Raw genomic sequence first — 19254 nt, forward strand, 5'->3', positions numbered from 1 at the left:
CCCCCTTCGTAGACTGACGCCCGATGGCCAGGCTCATGCTCCTCACCGACGACCTGGCGCCGAGCGCCGAGGTGCTGCCGGCGCTGGCGCTGCTCGGGCACCACGTACGGACCCTCCCCGCGGAGGCGTCCGCCCTCGTCGACGCCCCGGAGATCGACGTCTGCCTCGTCGACGCCCGCCGTGAGCTCATCCAGGCGCGCACCCTGTGCCGCGTCATCGACGCCACCGGGTCCTCCGCGCCGGTCATCGCGATCCTCACCGAGGGGGGCCTGACCGCCGTCACGGCCGAGTGGTCGGTCGACGACGTCGTCGTCGACACCGCCGGGCCGGCCGAGGTCGAGGCGCGCATCCGCCTGGCGATGGGCCGCGCCAACGCCGACGTCGACGACGAGATCGCCGCGGGCGGCGTGAGCATCGACGAGGCGAGCTACACCGCGCGCCTCGACGGCACGCCCCTCGACCTCACCTACAAGGAGTTCGAGCTGCTCAAGTACCTCGTGACGCACCCGGGGCGGGTCTTCACCCGCGCCCAGCTGCTGCAGGAGGTCTGGGGCTACGACTACTTCGGCGGCACCCGCACCGTCGACGTCCACGTGCGCCGGCTGCGGGCGAAGCTCGGCGTCGACCACGAGGTGCTCATCGGCACCGTGCGCAACGTCGGGTACCGCTTCGTGCCGGACGCCACCGACGCCGAGGAGATGGAGACCACCTCATGACCCGCGAGAGCCCTCGCCCGACGACCCTCGACGAGACCGGGGCCCAGGGCGTGCGCGCCCTCGCGGACGCGGCCGCCCAGGCCGACGGCGTCGCACCGCTCGGCGAGGACTTCCTCCTGCGCCTGGGCACCGAGGAGGGCACCCACCTCGTGAGCCCGGTGGGTCCCCCCTTCGCCGGGTACGCCGGGATCGCCCCCGACGGCGCCGCCGAGCTCGTCGTCCACCCCGACGAGCGCGGGCACGGGCTCGGCACCGAGCTCGCCCGCGCGGTCCTCGACCGCGAGGCGCAGGCCCGGCTGTGGGCGCACGGCGACCTGCCCGCCGCCCAGGCCCTCGCCGCCGGGCTCGGGCTGACCCGCGTGCGCGAGCTGCTCGTGCTGCGCCGCCCGCTCGCCGGGGTGCCCGACGCGCCGCCCGCGCCCGACGGCTTCGCCCTGCGCACCTTCCGCCCCGGGCAGGACGAGGACGCCCTCCTCGCGATCAACGCCGCGGCCTTCGCCCACCACCCCGAGCAGGGACGCCTCGACCGGGCGGGCCTGGCGCAGCGCACCGAGCAGGCGTGGTTCGACCCCGCCGGTCTCTTCCTCGTCGAGGACGCGAGCGGTGACCTCGCCGCCTTCCACTGGACGAAGGTCGCCGACCCGGCGAGCGGCATCGGCGAGGTCTACGTCGTCGGGGTGAGCCCGCAGCACCAGGGCCACGGCCTCGGCGGCTACGTCACCGCCGTGGGTCTGGCGCACCTCGCGGGCCTCGGCCTGAGCACCGTCGAGCTCTACGTCGAGGGCGACAACGCGCCGGCGCTGGCGACCTACGCACGCGCCGGCTTCGGTCGTCACGCGGTGCACTCGATGTACGCGCGTGCCACCCCTGACGCGCTGCCATGATGGGCGCATGAGCGCGGAGCCCTCGACCGAGTCCGAGACGGGTCGCAGCGAGATCTCGACCGTCACCTCCTCCCCCGGCGACAGCCCCGACCTGCGTCCCCGCGCCGCCAACGGGCGCTTCGTGCGCGCGACCGGCGCGACGCCGCCCGCCCCCGACGGCCTGCCGGCCGACCGCTTCCTCGACCGCGAGATCTCGTGGCTGCAGTTCAACGAGCGGGTCCTGCAGATGGCCGCCGACCCCGACATGCCGCTGCTCGAGCGGGCCCGCTTCCTCGCGATCTTCACGAGCAACCTCGACGAGTTCTTCATGGTCCGGGTCGCCGGGCTCAAGCGCCGCATCGCCACGGGCATCGCCGTGCGCAGCGCCTCGGGCCTCGAGCCGCGCGAGGTCCTCGAGCAGATCTCGAAGGTGTCGCACGACCTCACCGCCGCCCACGCCCGGATCTTCGAGGAGTCGGTGCGCCCCGCCCTCGTCGAGGAGGGCATCTCGATCATCACGTGGTCGGAGGTCGACGACGCCGAGCAGGCCCGCGTCAGCGAGATCTTCACCCACGAGATCTTCCCGGTGCTCACCCCGCTCGCCGTCGACCCGGCGCACCCCTTCCCCTACATCTCGGGGCTCTCGCTCAACCTCGCCGTCGTGCTCATCAACCCCAAGACGGGCAAGGAGCACTTCGCCCGGATCAAGGTCCCGCCGTCGCTGCCGCGCTTCCTCGCCGTCCGCCCGGCCCAGGCCAGCGTGACCGCGGAGCTCTTCGAGGCCCGCTTCCTCGCGCTCGAGGAGGTCATCGCGGCGCACCTCGACCAGCTCTTCCCCGGCATGGAGGTGCACGAGCACTACACCTTCCGGGTGACGCGCAACGAGGACCTCGAGGTCGAGGAGGACGACAACGAGAACCTCCTCACCGCGCTCGAGCGCGAGCTCACCCGGCGCCGCTTCGGACCGCCGGTGCGCCTCGAGGTCGAGGAGGGCATGGACGACCACGTCATGGAGCTGCTCACCCGCGAGCTCGCCGTGCACGAGGACGAGGTCTACCGCCTGCCCGCCCCGCTCGACCTGCGCGGGCTCAACACGATCGCCGACATCGACCGCTCGGACCTGCACTTCGCCCCCTTCGTCGCACGGACGAACGCCGAGCTGGCCCCCACCGAGTCGGCCAAGCCGCGCGACATCCTCGCGAAGATCTCGCGCCAGGACGTCCTGCTCCACCACCCCTACGACTCCTTCTCGACCTCGGTCCAGGCCTTCGTCGAGCAGGCCGCCGCGGACCCGAAGGTCCTCGCGATCAAGCAGACGCTCTACCGCACGAGCGGCGACTCCCCGATCGTCGACGCCCTCATCGACGCCGCCGAGGCCGGCAAGCAGGTCCTCGCGGTCGTCGAGATCAAGGCGCGCTTCGACGAGCAGGCCAACATCGAGTGGGCCCGCAAGCTCGAGCACGCCGGGGTCCACGTCGTCTACGGCATCGTCGGGCTGAAGACCCACTGCAAGCTCTCGCTCGTCGTGCGCCAGGAGGCCGAGGGCGTGCGCCGCTACTGCCACATCGGCACCGGCAACTACAACCCCAAGACCGCGCGCCTGTACGAGGACCTCGGTCTGCTCACCGCCGACCCCGAGGTCGGCGAGGACCTCACCCGCCTCTTCAACCAGCTCTCCGGGCTCGCGCCGCGCAGCAAGTTCAAGCGCCTCCTCGTCGCCCCCCGCTCGCTGCGACCCGGTCTCGTCGAGCGCATCGAGCGCGAGGCCGAGCGCGCCCGTGCCGGCGAGGACGGCTACGTCGGCATCAAGGTCAACTCGATGGTCGACGAGGAGCTCATCGACGCGCTCTACCGGGCGAGTCAGGCCGGCGCCCGCGTCGACGTGTGGGTGCGGGGCATCTGCGCGCTGCGCCCCGGCGTCGAGGGCCTGTCGGAGAACATCCGGGTCCACTCGGTCCTCGGGCGCTTCCTCGAGCACAGCCGGGTCTTCGTCTTCGGCACCGACGAGCACCGCGAGGCGTGGATCGGCAGCGCCGACATGATGCACCGCAACCTCGACCGCCGCGTCGAGGCGCTCGTGCGGATGCGCGACCCGCGGCACGTCGACGAGCTCTTCGAGCTCATGGCGAAGGGGATGTCCGGGGACTACGCGCACTGGAGCCTGCGCGGCGACGGCCGGTGGACCCGCCAGCACCGCGGCGAGGAGGAGCTGCTGCCCGACGTGCAGGCCCAGCTCATCGCGATGTACGCGAAGCGGCGCCGCAAGGCGCGCCGCTGATGCCCGTCGTCTGCGCCGCGGGCACGCTCCCGTGGCGTCGTCGGCGCGGGCACCTGCAGGTGGCGCTCGTCCACCGCCCGCGCTACGACGACTGGGCGTGGGCGAAGGGCAAGCTCGACCCGGGCGAGATCTTCCCCGTCGCCGCGACCCGCGAGACCCACGAGGAGACCGGTCTCGAGGTCCGTCTCGGCCGGCCCCTGCCCTCCTCGACCTACCGCATGCGCGACCGCTGCGGCGAGCCGGTCGTCAAGGACGTCCGGTACTGGTGCGCCGAGGTCGTCGGCGGGCGCGGCCTGCTCGAGCACGAGATCGACGAGGTCGCCTGGCTCGGCGCCGAGGACGCCCGACGCCGGCTGACGTACCGGCGCGACCTCGACCAGCTCGAGGCCCTCGTCGAGGCCGACGCCGCCCGCACCCTCACGACGTGGCCGCTCGCGCTCGTACGGCACGCGAAGGCCCACCCCCGCTCCCGGTGGACCGGGGAGGACTCCCTTCGCCCTCTCGACGAGCGCGGGCTGCGTCAGGCCGACGAGCTCGTGCCCCTGCTGCGGGCCTTCGGGGTCGAGCGGGTCGTCAGCTCGCCGTCCGTGCGCGCCGCCGGCACCGTCTCCCCCTTCGTGCAGAGCACCGGCACCCGGCTGCGGCTCAAGCCCGGCCTGTCGGAGGAGGGCTACGCCGAGGACCCGACCCGCGCGGTCCACCACCTCGAGCGGCTGCTCGAGCGCGGCACGCCCGCCGCCCTCGTCTCGCACGGACCCGTCCTGCCCGACCTCGTCACCGCCCTCCTCGCCCGCGTCGACGGGCCGAGGCGGCAGCGCACGCTGGCCCGCGCGGTCCTGCAGGACCATCCCGAGGACGGGATGGCGAAGGGGGAGGTCCTCGTCTGCCACGTCGTCGGGACCGGGGCGGACGCCCGGGTCGTCGCCGCCGAGCGGCACCACCCGGAGGACCGCGCCTGAGCCGCGATACCCCAGGTGCGGGTGGTCCCGCCTCCTGAGGGCGGCCTGGGGATGCTCTGTGCAACCACCGTTCACTGCTCGTTCACCGTCGACCGACCATCCGGTCACCGACGCTCCCTAGCGTCCTCGGTGTACGGCACGGGTGCCGTCCTCATACTCCCTTCGCCCAGGACCGGGCGAGAACCTCAGAGAGGCCCTTTCGTGAAGAGCTCCACGATGAAGCGCGGTGGCATGTCCCTCGCCGCGATGTCCCTCGTCCTCGGCGTGGCCGCCTGCGGCGCCGCCAACGAGACCTCCTCCAGCGCCGGCGGCTCGAGCGAGAGCTCCGGCTCCTCTGCCGCCGGGTCCATCAAGGGCGCGGGCGCCAGCTCGATGGAGAAGGCCCAGGGCGAGTGGATGGCCAAGTTCACCGACACCAACCCCGACGCCACCGTCGAGTACTCGCCGGACGGCTCCGGCACCGGCCGGGAGAAGTTCATCAACGGCGCGGTGAACTTCGCCGGCTCCGACTCGGCGATGGACGAGGAGGAGATGGCGCAGGCGAAGGACAAGGGGTGCACCGGCGAGACCATCCAGTTCCCGGTCTACGTCTCCCCGATCGCCGTGGCCTACAACCTCGAGGGCGTCGACGAGCTCAACCTCTCGCCGGAGGTCATGGCCGACATCTTCAACCGCAAGATCACCCAGTGGGACGACGCGAAGATCAAGGCGGACAACCCCGACGCCGAGCTGCCCTCGACGAAGATCACGACGGTCAACCGCTCTGACGACTCCGGCACCACCGAGAACTTCCAGAACTACCTCGCCGCTGCTGCGCCGGAGAACTGGCCGCACGAGCCGGGTGACGCCTGGCCGGTCAAGGGCGGCGAGGCGGCCAAGGGCACCTCTGGTGTCGTCGACGCCATCGGCGCCGGTGAGGGCACCATCGGCTACGCGGACGCCTCGCAGATCGGTGACCTCGGTGCGGCCAAGGTGAAGGCCGGCGACGAGTTCATCGAGTACAGCCCCGAGGCCGCGGCGAAGGTCCTCGAGACCGCGAAGCGCACCGACGAGGGCAGCAAGACCAACTTCGCCGTCGAGCTCGACCAGGCCAACGCCGGGGACGGCGTCTACCCGGTCGTCCTCGTGTCCTACGCCATCGCGTGCACCGACTACGACGACGCCGAGGCGGCCACGACGACGAAGGCCTACCTCGAGTACATCTCTTCGCAGGAGGGCCAGGACGCCGCCACCGAGGCTGCCGGCAACGCCCCGCTCTCCGAGGCCGCGCAGGAGAACGCCAAGAGCGCGCTGAGCAACATCAAGGTCGACTGAGTCCCCTGGACGCTCCTCGACCACGCATCGATGGCCCCGGACACCCGTCCGGGGCCGTCGGTCTGCCCCTCTCCCTGATCTCCTGAGGACCCCCACGTGAGCACGACAACCCCCACCAGCGGCCCCGCGAAGGCGGTGACCCGCCGCGGCGACCGGATCTTCTCCGGCCTGTCCGTCGGGTCCGGCATCCTCATCCTCGCGACCCTCGCTGCCGTCGCCGCCTTCCTCGTCTACATGGCGATGCCCGCGGTGACCGCCGACTCGACCGACGTGCGCGGGGGCGAGGGCCTGCCCAGCTATGTCGCGCCCCTGATCTTCGGCACGCTGTACTCGTCGATCATCGCGCTGCTCATCGCGATGCCCCTGTCGATCGGGATCGCGCTCTTCATCACCCACTACGCCCCGCGTCGTCTGGCCGCCGGGCTCGGCTACGTCATCGACCTGCTCGCCGCCGTGCCGTCGATCATCTTCGGTCTGTGGGGCCTGCAGATCGCCGGCAACGCCGTGCCGGCCTTCGGGTGGCTCAACCGCAACCTCGGGTGGTTCCCGCCCTTCGGCGGCGACGTCACGGTGACGGGTCGCACGATGCTCATGATCGGGATCGTCCTGGCCATCATGATCCTGCCGATCATGACCGCGGTGAACCGCGAGGTCTTCCTCCAGACGCCGCGTCTGCACGAGGAGGCCTCGCTCGCCCTCGGCGCGACCCGGTGGGAGATGATCCGCCAGGCGGTCATCCCCTTCGGCAAGTCCGGTGTCATCTCCGGGGCGATGCTCGGCCTCGGTCGGGCCCTCGGCGAGACGATGGCCGTGGCCATCGTGCTGTCGGCGAGCGGCTCGGTCATCTCGTGGGAGCTGCTCAGCTCCAACGCCTCGGGCACGATCGCCGGGGACATCGCGCTGAACTTCCCCGAGTCCTTCGGCGTGGAGCGCAGCACGCTCTTCGTCTCCGGGCTGGCGCTCTTCGCCGTCACCCTCCTCGTCAACATCTTCGCCCGGTGGATCATCTCGCGCCGGTCCGAGTTCTCCGGAGCCAACTGATGACCGACATCGACGACAAGGCCCCCGACGCGGCCCCGACGACCACCGGCCAGACGCTCACCGGGTCGAGCAGCCTGGGATCCGGTCCGCGGGCCGGCGCCCTGAGCCAGACCGTCCGCTGGGCCGTCCTCGCGTGCTCCGTCCTCGCCGGTGCCGCCCTGGTGACCCTGGTGTGGGGCTTCAACCTGCTGGGCGTCATGGCGGTCGCCGCGCTCGTCTACTCCGTCGCGATCTACACGACCGCACGTGTGGTCGAGGGCAGCCGGCACGCGACCGACCGCCTCGTCACCGCTGTCGTGACGACGATGTTCCTCCTCGCGCTCACCCCCTTGCTGTCGGTGATCTGGACGATCGTCTCCAAGGGCGTCAACCGGCTGGACGGCGCGTTCTTCACCTTCTCCATGCGGGGGGTCGGGGCCGGGGAGATCGGCGGCGCGTACCACGCGATCATGGGCACCCTCATCGTCACGAGCCTGGCGGCCGTCATCTCGATCCCGATCGGGATCTTCGCGGCGATCTACCTCGTCGAGTACGGGCGCGGCAGCAGGCTGGCCAAGGCGCTGACCTTCTTCGTCGACGTCATGACCGGCATCCCCTCGATCGTCGCCGGCCTCTTCGCCATCTCGCTCTTCACCCTCTTCTTCGGGCCGGCCTACCAGGCCGGGATCGTCGGTGCAGTCGCGCTCGCGGTGCTCATGATCCCCGTCGTCGTCCGCTCCACCGAGGAGATGCTGCGCCTCGTGCCCAACGAGCTGCGTGAGGCGAGCTACGCGCTGGGCGTGCCGAAGTGGCTTACCGTGACCAAGGTCGTCCTCCCGACCGCCATCGCCGGGATCGCCACCGGCGTCACCCTCGCGATCGCGCGGGTCATCGGCGAGACCGCGCCGCTGCTCATCACGATGGGCGCGGCGAAGGGGGTCAACCTCAACCCCTTCGAGGGCTCGATGTCGGCCCTGCCGCTCTTCGCCTACAGCTCGTACTCCAGCCCGGGCCTGAACAAGCAGGACAGCCTCGACCTCGCGTGGACCGCTGCGCTGACGCTCATGGCGATCGTCATGCTGCTCAACATCGTGGCCCGGCTCATCAGCAAGTACTTCGCCCCCAAGACCGGCCGCTGACCCGGCCTGCAGAAGGAAGACAAACGACGTGTCCAAGCGCATCGACATCCGCGACCTCGACATCTACTACGGCGACTTCAAGGCCGTCGCAGGGGTCAACATGGTCATCCAGCCCCGCAGCGTCACCGCCATGATCGGCCCGTCCGGCTGCGGCAAGTCCACCGTCCTGCGCTCGCTCAACCGCATGCACGAGGTCATCCCCGGCGCCTACGTCGACGGGCAGGTCCTCATGGACGACGAGAACCTCTACGGCAAGGGGGTGGACCCGGTGAACGTCCGACGCAAGATCGGCATGGTCTTCCAGCGCCCCAACCCCTTCCCGACGATGTCGATCCGCGAGAACGTCCTCGCCGGGGTCAAGCTGAACAACAAGAAGATCAAGAAGGCGGACGCCGAGGAGCTCGTCGAGTCGAGCCTGCGGGGCGCCAACCTGTGGAACGAGGTCAAGGACCGGCTCGACAAGCCCGGCTCGGGCCTGTCCGGCGGCCAGCAGCAGCGCCTGTGCATCGCCCGGACGATCGCGGTCAAGCCCGACGTGGTCCTCATGGACGAGCCGTGCTCGGCCCTCGACCCGATCTCGACGCTCGCCATCGAGGACCTCATCCACGAGCTCAAGGACGAGTACACGATCGTCATCGTCACGCACAACATGCAGCAGGCGGCGCGCGTCTCGGACATGACCGGCTTCTTCAACCTCGAGGCGACGGGCAAGCCGGGCCAGCTCGTCGAGTACGACGAGACGACCCACATCTTCAACAACCCGTCCCAGAAGGCCACCGAGGACTACATCTCGGGCCGCTTCGGCTGACCGGGCCAGCACCCAGACCGAGGGCCGGTCGCACCTGCAGGGAGGTGCGACCGGCCCTCTTGTCGTGCCGGCGGGCGAAGGGAGCTCGCACCCCCGTCGTCTCAGAAGAGGCGCAGCAGGCCCATGGTGACCGCGGCGGAGATGCCGGCGCCGGGGAAGGTGAGCACCCAGCCGCCGACGATGGACTTCGCGACGCCCCAGCGCACGGCCTTGAGCCGCTTCGTCGCGCCGGCGCCCATGATCGCCGAGGTGATCGCGTGGGTCGTCGAGATGGGGGCGTGCAGCGCGGTCGCCGTGTAGAGGATCGCCGCGGCGGTCGCCTCGGCGGCGAAGCCCTGCGGCGGCCCGAGGTCGATGATCCGGCGGCCGAGGGTGCGCATGATCCGCCACCCGCCGGCGTAGGTGCCCGCGCTGATGACGACGGCGCTCATGACGAGCACCCACAGCGGGATCGAGTCGTCGCCGACGGTCTGGAAGCCGCCGACGGTGAGGGCGAGGACGACGACGCCGGCGGTCTTCGCGGCGTCCTGCATGCCGTGGCCGAAGGCCATGGCGGCGGCTGACCCGGTCTGCGCGATGCGGAAGCCGCGCCGCGTGCGGCCCGGGTGGGAGTGGCGGAAGGCCCACAGGATCGTCGTCATCACGAGGTAGCCGACGATGACGCCGATGATCGGGCTGAGCACCATCGGGACGACGACCTTCTCGAAGATCCCGAGCCAGTGCACGACACCACCGCCGACGAGGGCCGCGCCCCCGAGCCCGCCGATGAGGGCGTGCGAGGAGGAGGACGGCAGGCCGAACCACCACGTGAGGAGGTTCCACACGATGGCGCCGACGAGGGCCGCGGCGCAGATCTTCAGGCCGAGGGTGCCGGAGGGCGCGTCGATGATGCCCTTGCCGACGGTCTGGGCGACCTTCGTGCCGAAGAAGGCGCCGAAGAGGTTGGCGACGGCAGCCATGGCGAGCGCGGCGCGGGGGGTGAGCGCGCGGGTCGAGACCGAGGTCGCGATCGCGTTCGCCGCGTCGTGGAAGCCGTTCGTGTAGTTGAACCCCATCGCGAGCAGCACGACGAGGGCGACGGGGATCCAGTCCACCGGTCAGGACTCCTTGACGGCGATCATCTCGACGTGCTGGGCGACGACCTCGAAGGAGTCGGCAGCGCGCTCGAGGCCCTCGATGAGGTCCTTGCGCTGCACGACCTGGATCGGGTCGGTGATCGACCCGTCGAAGATCTGGGTGAGCAGCCGGCGGTAGAGCTGGTCGGCCTGGTTCTCGAGGCGGTTGACCTCGATCCAGTAGTCGTCGAGCGACTTCATCGACTGGAGGCGGGGCATCGCGTCGGCGGTCACCTGCGCCATGCGCGAGATGATCTCGATGACCGCGACGACGTCCGCGGGCAGGTCCGGGATCCGGTAGAGCCCGATGAGGAAGCCGACGCTCTCGATCTCGTCGACGCAGGTGTCGATCGCCGCGGCGAGCTCGACGATGTCGACGTGGTCGAAGGGGGTGATGAAGGCGGCATTGACCTTGCGGACGACCTCGTGGGTGGTCTCGTCCGCCGCGGCCTCGACGTCACGCAGCTGCTCGGTGATCCGCAGCGCCTCCTCGCCGCGCGCCCCGAGGAGGTCGGTGAGCAGGCGCGAGGCCTCGACGCCGTGCTGCGCGGCCGTCGCGAGGAGGTCGAAGAAAGAGGTGTCCGACGGGGTGAGGCGGAAGGCCACGGGGGAGCTCCGGTGCGTGAGGGGCAGACGGTCGTCGCAAGCGTAGGCGCTCCCCGACACCTCCTGCTAACCCGGAGTTCAGCCGGAGGTCGTCCGGGGCCGGCCGTCGGGGCTGCTGCCAGGCTGCACGCCGAGCGCTGCGTCGATCTCGGGCTGGCTCAGCGGGTGGTCGGCGTCACGCGCGACCTCGATGAGGGCTCGCACGAGCTCTCGGTCATGACCCGGGGCGACGACACCGGGCTCTGCCTCGTCGGCACCCTGCTCTGTCGTGGACATGCGACCACGGTAGGAGCCTGCTGCGGGGCGTCGGCGTCGCGACGGCCCCTCCGTGCGCCGAACGGTCTGATGTGCGCCGGGCCGGGAGCGCCTCTCGGCACGAGGCCGCTCGTGGCGGCTATTTTTGGGACCCGGGGCTACCGCGACCCGGCGCACAGACGAGAGTAACGCCTCTCCCCCGGGGAGCATTCCCGGACGGGGGTGATCCCCGGACGGGGTGCCTCGGACGCCGGCAGGTCGCAGGAGCCGGCGGGCTCAGACGAGCTGGCCGGCCCGCCAGAGCACGGCGCACGCCGCGAGGTCGTCGGCCGTGGTCGCCAGGGCCGCGGCCGAGCCGACGTCGGAACGCTCGTCGGCGGCCCGTCCGGTCGCCGCGACGGAGCAGAAGGCCGCGCACCGGTCGAGGGCGACGTCGAGGTCGCGGTGGAAGGCCCCGCCGAGGACGCCGTCGATCATCTCGCGCACCTCGCCGGGCTCCGGCGGGTCGGGGACACCGGCGATGACGTGCTCGACGGGTGCGACGTGCATGCCGGTCGCGTACTCCCGGCTGGCGCTGTCGGGGCTGCGCTGCACCCACTCCCGCACGAGGTAGAGCCGCCACAGCGCACCCGGCAGGCTGCGGGCCGGGCGGTGCGACCACAGCTCGGCGAGGGTGTCGAGCCCGACCTCCTGGACGAGCCCGACGAGCCGGGCGCCGACCTGCGGGTCGGCGCTGCGGCCCGCGTCGACGACGAGCATCGCCGCGGCGTGAGCGGCCTCGGCCGCCTCGGCCGGGCCGGGGGTCGTGCCGCCGTGCGCCTCCATGGCCTGCGGTCCGTAGTGCAGCGGACGGCGCGGGCGCCGGGGCTCCTCGCCGGTCAGGGTCAGACCTTCGCCCGCAGCATCGCGCGGACCATCGTCGCGGCCTCGGACTGGGCCAGGGAGGTGCGGTCGGTGTCCCACGACGCCCGGAGCAGGCGACGGGTCTCGCCGTTGGCCCACAGGCCCTCGCCGGTGAGCGAGCGGGCGATCCCGTCGACCGCGGCCGGGAGGTCGCCCTCGACGACGGTGACGACGCCCCAGCTCTCCGCGGTCGTCGCGTCGATGGTGCGCCGGCCGAGGGCGAAGGAGAGGGCGCGCTGCTGGCCGATGGCGCGCGGCAGCTGCCAGGCCAGGCCCGGGTCGGGGGCGCCGAGACCGCCGTGGGGTGCGACGCGGAAGGTCGCGTCGGGCGTGCACAGGCAGATGTCCGCCGCGAGCGCGATGCCGAGGCCGGAGCCGGCGGCCAGCCCCTGCACCCCGGCGATGACGGGCTTGGTCGAGGCGTTGAGGATGCCGAACATCTCGTCGAGGGCGGCGGCCTGCTCGAAGACCTGGGTCGTCGGGTCGTCCGCCTGACGGGCGGCCTCGGTGTCCGTGCCGACGCAGAAGTCGCCGCCGGTCGACGTCAGCTCGAGGACGTCGACCGTGTGCGAGCGCAGCGCGCGCTGCACCGCGTCGCGCAGCTGGTGGGTCATCGTCAGGTCGAGCGTGTTGCCGAACTCCGGCCGGGCCAGCTCGATGTGCGCGACGCCGTCGGAGGCGGAGTAGGTCACGTAGGCGCGGTTGTCAGACACGTCGGACAGCCTAGTCAGGAGTGCTCGACGAGCACGACGACGAGGGTCCTCGGCCCGTGCACCCCCTCGACCCGCTGCAGCTCGATGTCGCTCGTCGCGCTCGGGCCGCTCACCCAGGTGAGCGGACGACCCCGGTGAGCCTGCCCGCCGAGGCGGGCGACGGCCTCCGGGACGTCGTGCACGACCTGGTCCGCGCGCACGACGCAGACGTGGCAGTCGGGCACGAGGGTGAGCGCCCGGCGTCCCTGGTCGGGCCCGTGGTCGAGGACGATCGTGCCGGTCACCGCGATGCCCAGAGCGCTCGCGGTGACGACCGCGTCGACGGCGTCCAGCGCACCCGCCGAGGCCCCCCGGCCCTCGGGGACGACGGTCGCGACCTGCTCGAGCGCGGCCCGCCACGCGGGGTCGAGCCCGTCGGGCAGGACGACCGAGGTCCGGCCCAGGTCGCGCAGCGCGCCGGCCACGACGTCGGCGACCTCGTGCTCCTGGGCGCGCAGGACGCTCGCGCGGTAGTCGGCGACCCGCTCGACGAAGAGCTCGAGCGTCGCCTTCGGGCTCGACGCGGTCTCCTCCACGACGACGGGGGCTGGTCGCTCCCCCTTCGCCGTCGTGATGTCGGCGGTCGCCGCCCGCACGCGGGCGAGGATCTCGTCACGGGCGCTCATCGCTCGCCCCCCTCTGCGCGCTCGCGCTCCCACCACTGGCGGAAGGTCTCCTTCGGCGGCGTCGGCACGTCACGGGCGTCGCTCCACGCGCCCAGGCCCGGGACGGAGCGGATGGTGCGGTCGCCGACGAGCCGTCCGGCGACCGTGGCGGCCTTCTGCGCGGCGGCGAGCCGGCGCGGGTCCGACAGGACCCAGGCTGCGGCGCTCATCGCCGCGGACTCGGCACGGTGGCCGCCCTGCTGGACGACCTCGCCGCGCAGCTGGACGAGCATCTCCGGGATGTCGATGCGCACCGGGCAGGCGTCGAAGCACGCCCCGCACAGGCTCGACGCGTACGGCAGGGACTGGTCGACCTCGCTCGCCGTGCCGCGCAGCTGGGGGTTGAGCACCGCGCCGATCGGCCCGGGGTAGACCGAGCCGTACGCGTGCCCGCCGGTGCGCTCGTAGACCGGGCAGACGTTGAGGCAGGCCGAGCAGCGGATGCAGCGCAGGGCCTGACGACCAAGGGCGTCGGCGAGGACGTGGCTGCGACCGTTGTCGAGCAGGATGACGTGGACGTCCTGCGGCCCGTCGCCGTCGTGCGCCCCGGACCACATCGTCGTGTACGGGTTCATCCGCTCCCCCGTGCTCGAGCGCGGCAGCAGCTGGAGCATCGGGGCGAGGTCGGCCCACGTGGGGAGGACCTTCTCGATGCCGACGACGCTGACGAGCGTCTCGGGCAGGGTGAGGCACATCCGGCCGTTGCCCTCGGACTCGACGACGACGAGCGTCCCGGTCTCGGCGACGGCGAAGTTCGTGCCCGAGACGGCGACCTTCGCGCGGAGGAACTTCTCGCGCAGGTGCAGGCGCGCGGCCTCGGCGAGCCGGGCAGGGTCGTCGGTGAGGTCGTCGGGCGCCGGGCGGCCCACCTCGCCCATCTCGCGGGCGAAGATCTCGCGGATCTCGCTGCGGTTGCGGTGGATCGCGGGCACGAGGATGTGGCTGGGGCGGTCGTGACCGAGCTGGACGATGAGCTCGGCGAGGTCGGTCTCCCAGGCGCTGATCCCGGCCTCCTCGAGCGCCTCGTTGAGCTCGATCTCCTGGGTGGCCATCGACTTGACCTTGACGACCTCGTCGGCCCCCTTCGCGCGGGCGATCTCGACGACGACCGCGTTGGCCTCCGCCGCGTCGCGCGCCCAGTGCACGGTGGCGCCGGCGGCGGTGAGGCTCGCCTCGAGCTGCTCGAGGTAGTCGCCGAGGTGGTGCAGCGCCTCGTCCTTGGCCGCCGCGCCGCTGACCCGCAGGGCCTCCCAGTCCTCGATCTCGCCGACGACGCCGGCACGCTTGGCGCGGATCGTGCGCGTGGCGTGGTGGAGGTTGGCGCGCTGCTGGGTGTTCGCGAGCGCCTCCCGGGCGGCCTCGGGGAAGGCCGGCATGCCGACGAAGGTCGGCGAGGTCTGCTGGACCGGTCCGATGCTCATGCGGGGTCCCCTTCGGTCGAGGCGAGGATCTCGGCGAGGTGCATCGTGCGCACCCCGGTGCGCTGACGGCCGAGGATCCCGCCGATGTGGGCCAGGCAGGAGTTGTCGCCGGCGACGACGACCTCGGCGCCGGTCTCGACGACGTGCTGGGCCTTGTCCGTGCCCATCGCGACCGAGACGTCCGAGTTCTTCATCGCGAAGGTCCCGCCGAAGCCGCAGCACTCCTCTGCGCCCGGCAGCTCGACGAGGTCGATCCCGCGCACCGCGCGGAGGAGCTGCAGGGGCCGGTCGGCCACCCGCAGCATCCGCAGCGAGTGGCACGTCGGGTGGTAGGTGACGCGGTGCGGGAAGGACGCGCCGACGTCGGTCACGCCGAGCACGTCGACGAGCAGCTCGGAGAGCTCGTAGACCTTCGGGGCGACGGCGTCGACCTGCGCGACGAGGTCGGCGTCACCGGCAGCCGCCGCGATGGTGCGGTGCTGGTGGCGCACCGACCCGACGCACGACCCGGAGGGGGCGACGACCGCGTCGTAGCCGCCGAAGACGTCGACGAAGCGGCGCACGAGGGGCAGCGCGCGGTCGGCGTACCCGGTGTTCGTCATCATCTGGCCGCAGCACGTCTGCGCCTGCGGGAAGTCGACCTCGCAGCCGAGCCGTTCGAGGAGGCGGACGGTCGCCTTGGGGGTCTCGGGCCACATCGTGTCGTTGAAGCAGGTGGCGAAGAGCGCCACCCGCAGACCGGTGGTCCTCGGGGTGCCGGGCTGCCCGGTGGCCGGGCTCGGGGTGCGCGCGCTCATGGCAGCATCCAAGCAAGGATCGTCGACTGCAGACCGACGAGGAGGCAGACGGCGAGGATGAGCCCGACGCTCCACGGCAGCACCTTGCGCAGGATGTCGGCCTCGCGGCCGACGAGACCGACGGCCGTGGCCGCGATCGTGAGGTTCTGCGGGCTGATCATCTTGCCGACGACTCCTCCGGAGGTGTTGGCGGCGACGAGCAGGGTCGGGTCGAGCCCGGCTTCCTGCGCGGCGGCCTGCTGCAGGGTGGCGAAGAGCGCGTTCGCGCTCGTGTCGGAGCCGGTGACGGCGGTGCCGATCCAGCCCAGGAGCGGGGAGAGGAAGGCGAAGGCCCCGCCCGCCCCCGCGATCCACGTGCCGATGGCGATGGTCTGGCCGGAGAGGTTCATGACGTAGGCGAGGGCGAGCACGCTGGAGACGGTGAGGAAGGCGAAGCGCATCTGGCGGGCCGTCGCCGCCATCTCCGCGCCGAGCCCGCTCACGCCGACCCGGTAGACGAGGGCGACGACGAGCGCGGTGAGGAGCAGGAGCGTGCCGGGCGAGCTGAGCCAGGCGAAGGTGTACGTCGTCGCCGTGCTCGGGGTGCCGGCGGCGGTGAGGACCTCGCCGGACAAGCCCGGCCAGGCGATCTTCACGTCGGTGCCGAGGAGCCACTCCTTGACGGCGGGGACGAGCTTGGCCACGGAGAAGACGGCGATGACGAGGACGTAGGGGAAGAGCGCCATGGCGATGCGGCCCGGGGTGAGGGAGCGGGCGCGGGCGTCGAGCTCGGCGACGGAGACCGAGTGGTCGGTGCCGGCCTTGTCGACGGCGCCGGTCGAGGGGGTGCCCGTCGTCGCGTCCCCCTTCGCGCCGACGAGGGCGAGGTCGCGCTGCCGCTCGACCTCGAGCACCTCGAGGGCCTCCTCACGGCCGGTGGGCTGCCACACGCGCAGGAAGACGACGGCGGCGGCCAGGCCGGCGAGCGCCGCGACGATGTCGGCGAGCTCGACGGAGATCCACGTCGCCGAGACCCACTGGGCGACGGCGAAGGCGAGACCGACGACGACGGCGATGGGCCAGGTCTGGCGCACCCCGCGGCGGCCGTCGGCCATGAGCACGAGGAGCAGCGGCACGAAGATCGCGATGACCGGGGTCTGGTGACCGACGTACGCGCCGATCTCGGTGTAGGGGATCTTCGTCAGGGCGCCGGCGGTGATGATCGGGGTTCCGATGGCGCCGAAGGCGACGGGCGCGGTGTTGGCGAGCAGGACGACGGCGGCGGCGCGCAGCGGTGAGAAGCCGACCGCCATGAGCATGACGCCGGTGATGGCGACGGGTGCGCCGAAGCCGGCGAGCGCCTCGAGCAGGCCGCCGAAGCAGAAGGCGATGATGATCGCCTGCACCCGGGGGTCGTCGGAGATGAGGTGGAAGGTCGCCCGCAGGTCCTCGAAGCGGCCCGACCTCACCGTCACCTGGTAGAGCACGATCGCGGTGAAGACGATCCACATGATCGGGAAGAGGCCGAAGACCGCTCCCTCTGATGCCGAGAGCACCGCGAGGTGGACCGGCATCTCGAAGGCGAGGACGGCGACGGCGACCGCCACCGCGACGGCGCTGAGCCCGGCCCAGTGGGCCTTCCACCGCAGCACCCCGAGGGTGGTGAAGACGGTGAGGAGCGGCAGCAGGGCGACGAGCGCGGACAGCAGGAGGCTGTCGGCGACCGGTGACAGGTCGGGCTGGAATGCGGCTGGTGCGGTCATGGGGGCCTCCGAAGGGCGCTGGACGCGGCGTTGAGTCGGCGCACCGAATGGTCGGACCATTCGACGGAAGATGACGATAGGGGTCACCGCGTCCCGCCGTCAAGAATGGTCGGACCATTGACCGCTCGTCGTGCGATGATCGGTCGGTGACGACCGCTCATCCCCTGCCCGAGGCCCGTGAGAGCCGACGCGCCTTCGAGGTCGTCCTCGCCTGGGTCGAGGAGCGGATCCTCGCCGGCGACCTCGGCGTCGGCGACCAGCTGCCCGCCGAGCGCGACCTGGCCCAGCAGCTCGAGGTGAGCCGCTCCGCGGTCCGCGAGGCCGTGCGCACCCTCCAGGCGCAGGGCGTCGTGCGCTCGTCCGTCGGGGCGGGGGCGGCCGGGGGGACGACGATCACCTCGGTCCCGAGCGACGCCCTCGGGCGACTGCTGCGCCTGCACGTCTCGCTCACCCACTTCGAGCTGCCGGACGTGCTCGAGGTGCGCATCGCGCTCGAGCGGCTCAGCGTGCGGCTCGCCGCCGCGCACGCCACCGAGGACGACCTCGAGACGATGCGCGGTCTGCTCGAGACGATGGCCGACCCCGACGTCGACCGCCGGGTCTTCAACGACCACGACACGGCCTTCCACGTCGCGCTGGCCCGGGCGGCCGGCAACCGGCTCGCGACCGACCTCACCGCCGCGATCCGCGAGTCGATGCAGCTGCCCATCCTCGACCGCTTCCGCACCCTCGCGTCCTGGGACGACGTCGCCGACGAGCTGCGGCGCGACCACCAGGCGATCTTCGACGCCGTGGCGGCGGGCGACGGGGACGCCGCGCAGGAGCAGGTCGAGACCCACATCCGCTCCGCCTGGGCGGCGCTGTCGACGGGGGCGTGACCGCCCCTTCGCCGGTGGGCCCCGTCGGGCTCGAACCGACGACCAACGGATTAAAAGTCCGTAGCTCTACCAACTGAGCTAGAGGCCCCTGCTGCGCCAGGTCGCCTCCCGGGACGTCCACCGGACGACCCGCGGGACGACCACCGACCGTCCCGACGACCTGCCTGGCGAAGACTAGCCGAGGACGCCGAGGCGACGTCCGTCACGGACCCGAGCAGCGGGGACGCACCCAGAGGTGGTCGAGCGGCCGTCAGCCACGCGTGCACGACGTGGGCTCGTCGTCGTCGGCGAGCATGAACCGCGATCGGGAGCTGTTCCGGAAGTCGTGGTCGACGCCCCACAGCACCGCCTGGGTGCGTGAGCGCACGCCCATCGTCCGGTACGCGGCGCGGATGTAGGACTTCACGGTGTTCGTGCTGAGGTAGCAGCTGCTCGCGATGTCTCTGTTGTCGAGACCCGCGACCACGAGGGTGATGATCTCGGACTGGCGGGGGGTCAGCCCCTGGGCCTTGCCGGGCCAGTTGTTCCAGCTGGGCTGGTCGTCGTGGGGCTCTCCGGGGTCGGCGGGCAGCACCACCCGCTCTCCGGCGTGGATCCGTTCGAGGGCCTCGACGAGTCGACCGGCGCCGACCGACTTCGACACGACACCGGACAGACCGTGGGCCTCCGCGAACTCCACCGACTGCGCGGTGACCTCCCAGGTGTAGAGCACCGCCCGACTGGCGAGAGGGTTCGACATGAGCAGGTCGAGGTCGAGGTGGACACCGCTCTTGGTCCTGGCGAAGGCGTCGTAGAGCACGAGGTCGACGGGCTCGGAGACGTGCAGGTACACGTTCACCTCGGCGACACGGACACGCCTCGGGTAGTCGGCCAGCATGGCCGCCACACCCAGGGCGACGACCTCGTAGTCGTTGAGCACCGCGATCCGGACCGGCTCTACATCTGTAGCAGGGCTCATCTTGTGACACTAGTCCCCGGCGTGGGGGGCTCGACGTGGTGTGACGTGACCCCCTGGGCCGGTCG

19 protein-coding genes and 1 tRNA gene are annotated in these 19254 nt (G+C 71.9%); 9 read left to right on the forward strand and 11 right to left on the reverse strand.

Annotation, left to right across the window (positions count from 1 at the left end; genetic code table 11):
- Positions 1–23: 23 nt before the first annotated feature.
- The 8 genes from EEW87_RS10010 (at position 24) to pstB (ending at position 9097) form a co-directional block, all read left to right on the forward strand.
- The gene (locus EEW87_RS10010; protein ID WP_068269953.1) at positions 24–716 is read left to right on the forward strand and encodes a winged helix-turn-helix transcriptional regulator; all 693 of its coding nucleotides are present in this window, start codon (positions 24–26) and stop codon (positions 714–716) included.
- Positions 713–1600 carry a mycothiol synthase gene (gene mshD, locus EEW87_RS10015; RefSeq protein ID WP_123093570.1) on the forward strand — a complete coding sequence of 296 codons (888 nt, stop codon included), beginning with the start codon at positions 713–715 and terminating at the stop codon, positions 1598–1600. The genes EEW87_RS10010 and mshD overlap by 4 nt, the downstream gene beginning before the upstream one ends.
- 7 nt (positions 1601–1607) lie before the next feature.
- Positions 1608–3857 (forward strand): RNA degradosome polyphosphate kinase, encoded by a 2250-nt coding sequence (locus EEW87_RS10020; protein ID WP_123093571.1) that lies wholly within the window; start codon positions 1608–1610, stop codon positions 3855–3857.
- The gene (locus EEW87_RS10025) at positions 3857–4816 is read left to right on the forward strand and encodes an NUDIX hydrolase (RefSeq protein WP_123093572.1); all 960 of its coding nucleotides are present in this window, start codon (positions 3857–3859) and stop codon (positions 4814–4816) included. The genes EEW87_RS10020 and EEW87_RS10025 overlap by 1 nt, the downstream gene beginning before the upstream one ends.
- Positions 4817–5017: 201 nt before the next feature.
- Positions 5018–6130 (forward strand): phosphate ABC transporter substrate-binding protein PstS, encoded by a 1113-nt coding sequence (pstS, locus tag EEW87_RS10030; protein ID WP_224766741.1) that lies wholly within the window; start codon positions 5018–5020, stop codon positions 6128–6130.
- Positions 6131–6226: 96 nt separating this feature from the next.
- On the forward strand, positions 6227–7171 hold the full coding sequence (pstC, locus tag EEW87_RS10035; RefSeq protein ID WP_123093573.1) for a phosphate ABC transporter permease subunit PstC: 945 nt from the start codon (positions 6227–6229) through the stop codon (positions 7169–7171).
- Positions 7171–8289, forward strand: a complete 1119-nt coding sequence (gene pstA / locus EEW87_RS10040) for a phosphate ABC transporter permease PstA (RefSeq protein ID WP_123093574.1) — start codon at positions 7171–7173, stop codon at positions 8287–8289. The genes pstC and pstA overlap by 1 nt, the downstream gene beginning before the upstream one ends.
- Before the next feature lie 28 nt (positions 8290–8317).
- The gene (gene pstB, locus EEW87_RS10045) at positions 8318–9097 is read left to right on the forward strand and encodes a phosphate ABC transporter ATP-binding protein PstB (RefSeq protein ID WP_123093575.1); all 780 of its coding nucleotides are present in this window, start codon (positions 8318–8320) and stop codon (positions 9095–9097) included.
- 101 nt (positions 9098–9198) lie between these two features.
- Here pstB and EEW87_RS10050 read toward each other — a convergent pair whose 3' ends face one another.
- The 9 genes from EEW87_RS10050 to EEW87_RS10090 all read right to left on the reverse strand — a co-directional run bounded on the left by EEW87_RS10050 (position 9199) and on the right by EEW87_RS10090 (position 17353).
- Entirely contained in the window at positions 9199–10191 is a 993-nt protein-coding gene (locus EEW87_RS10050; protein ID WP_068269976.1) for an inorganic phosphate transporter, read from the reverse strand.
- A gap of 3 nt (positions 10192–10194) precedes the next feature.
- Positions 10195–10818: a DUF47 domain-containing protein gene (locus tag EEW87_RS10055; protein WP_068269979.1), complete on the reverse strand. Its 624-nt coding sequence runs from the start codon at positions 10816–10818 to the stop codon at positions 10195–10197.
- Between the two features lie 78 nt (positions 10819–10896).
- The gene (locus EEW87_RS10060; RefSeq protein WP_123093576.1) at positions 10897–11094 is read right to left on the reverse strand and encodes a hypothetical protein; all 198 of its coding nucleotides are present in this window, start codon (positions 11092–11094) and stop codon (positions 10897–10899) included.
- Positions 11095–11349: 255 nt separating this feature from the next.
- The gene (locus tag EEW87_RS10065) at positions 11350–11898 is read right to left on the reverse strand and encodes a hypothetical protein (RefSeq protein WP_123093577.1); all 549 of its coding nucleotides are present in this window, start codon (positions 11896–11898) and stop codon (positions 11350–11352) included.
- 59 nt (positions 11899–11957) lie between these two features.
- Positions 11958–12689, reverse strand: a complete 732-nt coding sequence (locus EEW87_RS10070; protein WP_163562421.1) for an enoyl-CoA hydratase/isomerase family protein — start codon at positions 12687–12689, stop codon at positions 11958–11960.
- Positions 12690–12703: 14 nt separating this feature from the next.
- Positions 12704–13354, reverse strand: a complete 651-nt coding sequence (locus EEW87_RS10075) for a LutC/YkgG family protein (RefSeq protein WP_123093579.1) — start codon at positions 13352–13354, stop codon at positions 12704–12706.
- The gene (locus tag EEW87_RS10080; RefSeq protein ID WP_123093580.1) at positions 13351–14814 is read right to left on the reverse strand and encodes a lactate utilization protein B; all 1464 of its coding nucleotides are present in this window, start codon (positions 14812–14814) and stop codon (positions 13351–13353) included. Before EEW87_RS10080 ends, EEW87_RS10075 begins: the two co-directional genes overlap by 4 nt.
- Positions 14811–15611 carry a (Fe-S)-binding protein gene (locus EEW87_RS10085; protein WP_123093581.1) on the reverse strand — a complete coding sequence of 267 codons (801 nt, stop codon included), beginning with the start codon at positions 15609–15611 and terminating at the stop codon, positions 14811–14813. The genes EEW87_RS10080 and EEW87_RS10085 overlap by 4 nt, the downstream gene beginning before the upstream one ends.
- Positions 15608–17353 carry an L-lactate permease gene (locus EEW87_RS10090; RefSeq protein WP_123093582.1) on the reverse strand — a complete coding sequence of 582 codons (1746 nt, stop codon included), beginning with the start codon at positions 17351–17353 and terminating at the stop codon, positions 15608–15610. Before EEW87_RS10090 ends, EEW87_RS10085 begins: the two co-directional genes overlap by 4 nt.
- 146 nt (positions 17354–17499) lie before the next feature.
- On the opposite strand from EEW87_RS10090, the gene EEW87_RS10095 reads away from it, so the two are divergent.
- On the forward strand, positions 17500–18231 hold the full coding sequence (locus tag EEW87_RS10095; protein ID WP_123093583.1) for a FadR/GntR family transcriptional regulator: 732 nt from the start codon (positions 17500–17502) through the stop codon (positions 18229–18231).
- Positions 18232–18246: 15 nt separating this feature from the next.
- On the opposite strand, the gene EEW87_RS10100 is transcribed toward EEW87_RS10095, so the two are convergent.
- Positions 18247–18319: transfer RNA gene (locus tag EEW87_RS10100), tRNA-Lys, on the reverse strand.
- A gap of 162 nt (positions 18320–18481) precedes the next feature.
- Positions 18482–19189: a helix-turn-helix transcriptional regulator gene (locus EEW87_RS10105; protein ID WP_148041628.1), complete on the reverse strand. Its 708-nt coding sequence runs from the start codon at positions 19187–19189 to the stop codon at positions 18482–18484.
- Positions 19190–19254: the final 65 nt, after the last annotated feature.

Source organism: Janibacter melonis (assembly GCF_003721155.3).
In the GTDB taxonomy this organism is placed as follows: Bacteria; Actinomycetota; Actinomycetes; order Actinomycetales; family Dermatophilaceae; genus Marihabitans; species Marihabitans melonis.

What these genes read in the sequence shown, in the direction of transcription:
- EEW87_RS10010 (WP_068269953.1), top strand. Translation starts at nt 24, where the DNA reads ATGGCCAGGCTCATGCTCCTCACCGACGACCTGGCGCCGAGCGCCGAG.
- mshD (WP_123093570.1), top strand. Translation starts at nt 713, where the DNA reads ATGACCCGCGAGAGCCCTCGCCCGACGACCCTCGACGAGACCGGGGCC.
- EEW87_RS10020 (WP_123093571.1), top strand. Translation starts at nt 1,608, where the DNA reads ATGAGCGCGGAGCCCTCGACCGAGTCCGAGACGGGTCGCAGCGAGATC.
- EEW87_RS10025 (WP_123093572.1), top strand. Translation starts at nt 3,857, where the DNA reads ATGCCCGTCGTCTGCGCCGCGGGCACGCTCCCGTGGCGTCGTCGGCGC.
- pstA (WP_123093574.1), top strand. Translation starts at nt 7,171, where the DNA reads ATGACCGACATCGACGACAAGGCCCCCGACGCGGCCCCGACGACCACC.
- EEW87_RS10060 (WP_123093576.1), bottom strand. Translation starts at nt 11,094, where the DNA reads ATGTCCACGACAGAGCAGGGTGCCGACGAGGCAGAGCCCGGTGTCGTC.
- EEW87_RS10065 (WP_123093577.1), bottom strand. Translation starts at nt 11,898, where the DNA reads ATGGAGGCGCACGGCGGCACGACCCCCGGCCCGGCCGAGGCGGCCGAG.
- EEW87_RS10075 (WP_123093579.1), bottom strand. Translation starts at nt 13,354, where the DNA reads ATGAGCGCCCGTGACGAGATCCTCGCCCGCGTGCGGGCGGCGACCGCC.
- EEW87_RS10080 (WP_123093580.1), bottom strand. Translation starts at nt 14,814, where the DNA reads ATGAGCATCGGACCGGTCCAGCAGACCTCGCCGACCTTCGTCGGCATG.
- EEW87_RS10085 (WP_123093581.1), bottom strand. Translation starts at nt 15,611, where the DNA reads ATGAGCGCGCGCACCCCGAGCCCGGCCACCGGGCAGCCCGGCACCCCG.
- EEW87_RS10090 (WP_123093582.1), bottom strand. Translation starts at nt 17,353, where the DNA reads ATGACCGCACCAGCCGCATTCCAGCCCGACCTGTCACCGGTCGCCGAC.
- EEW87_RS10105 (WP_148041628.1), bottom strand. Translation starts at nt 19,189, where the DNA reads ATGAGCCCTGCTACAGATGTAGAGCCGGTCCGGATCGCGGTGCTCAAC.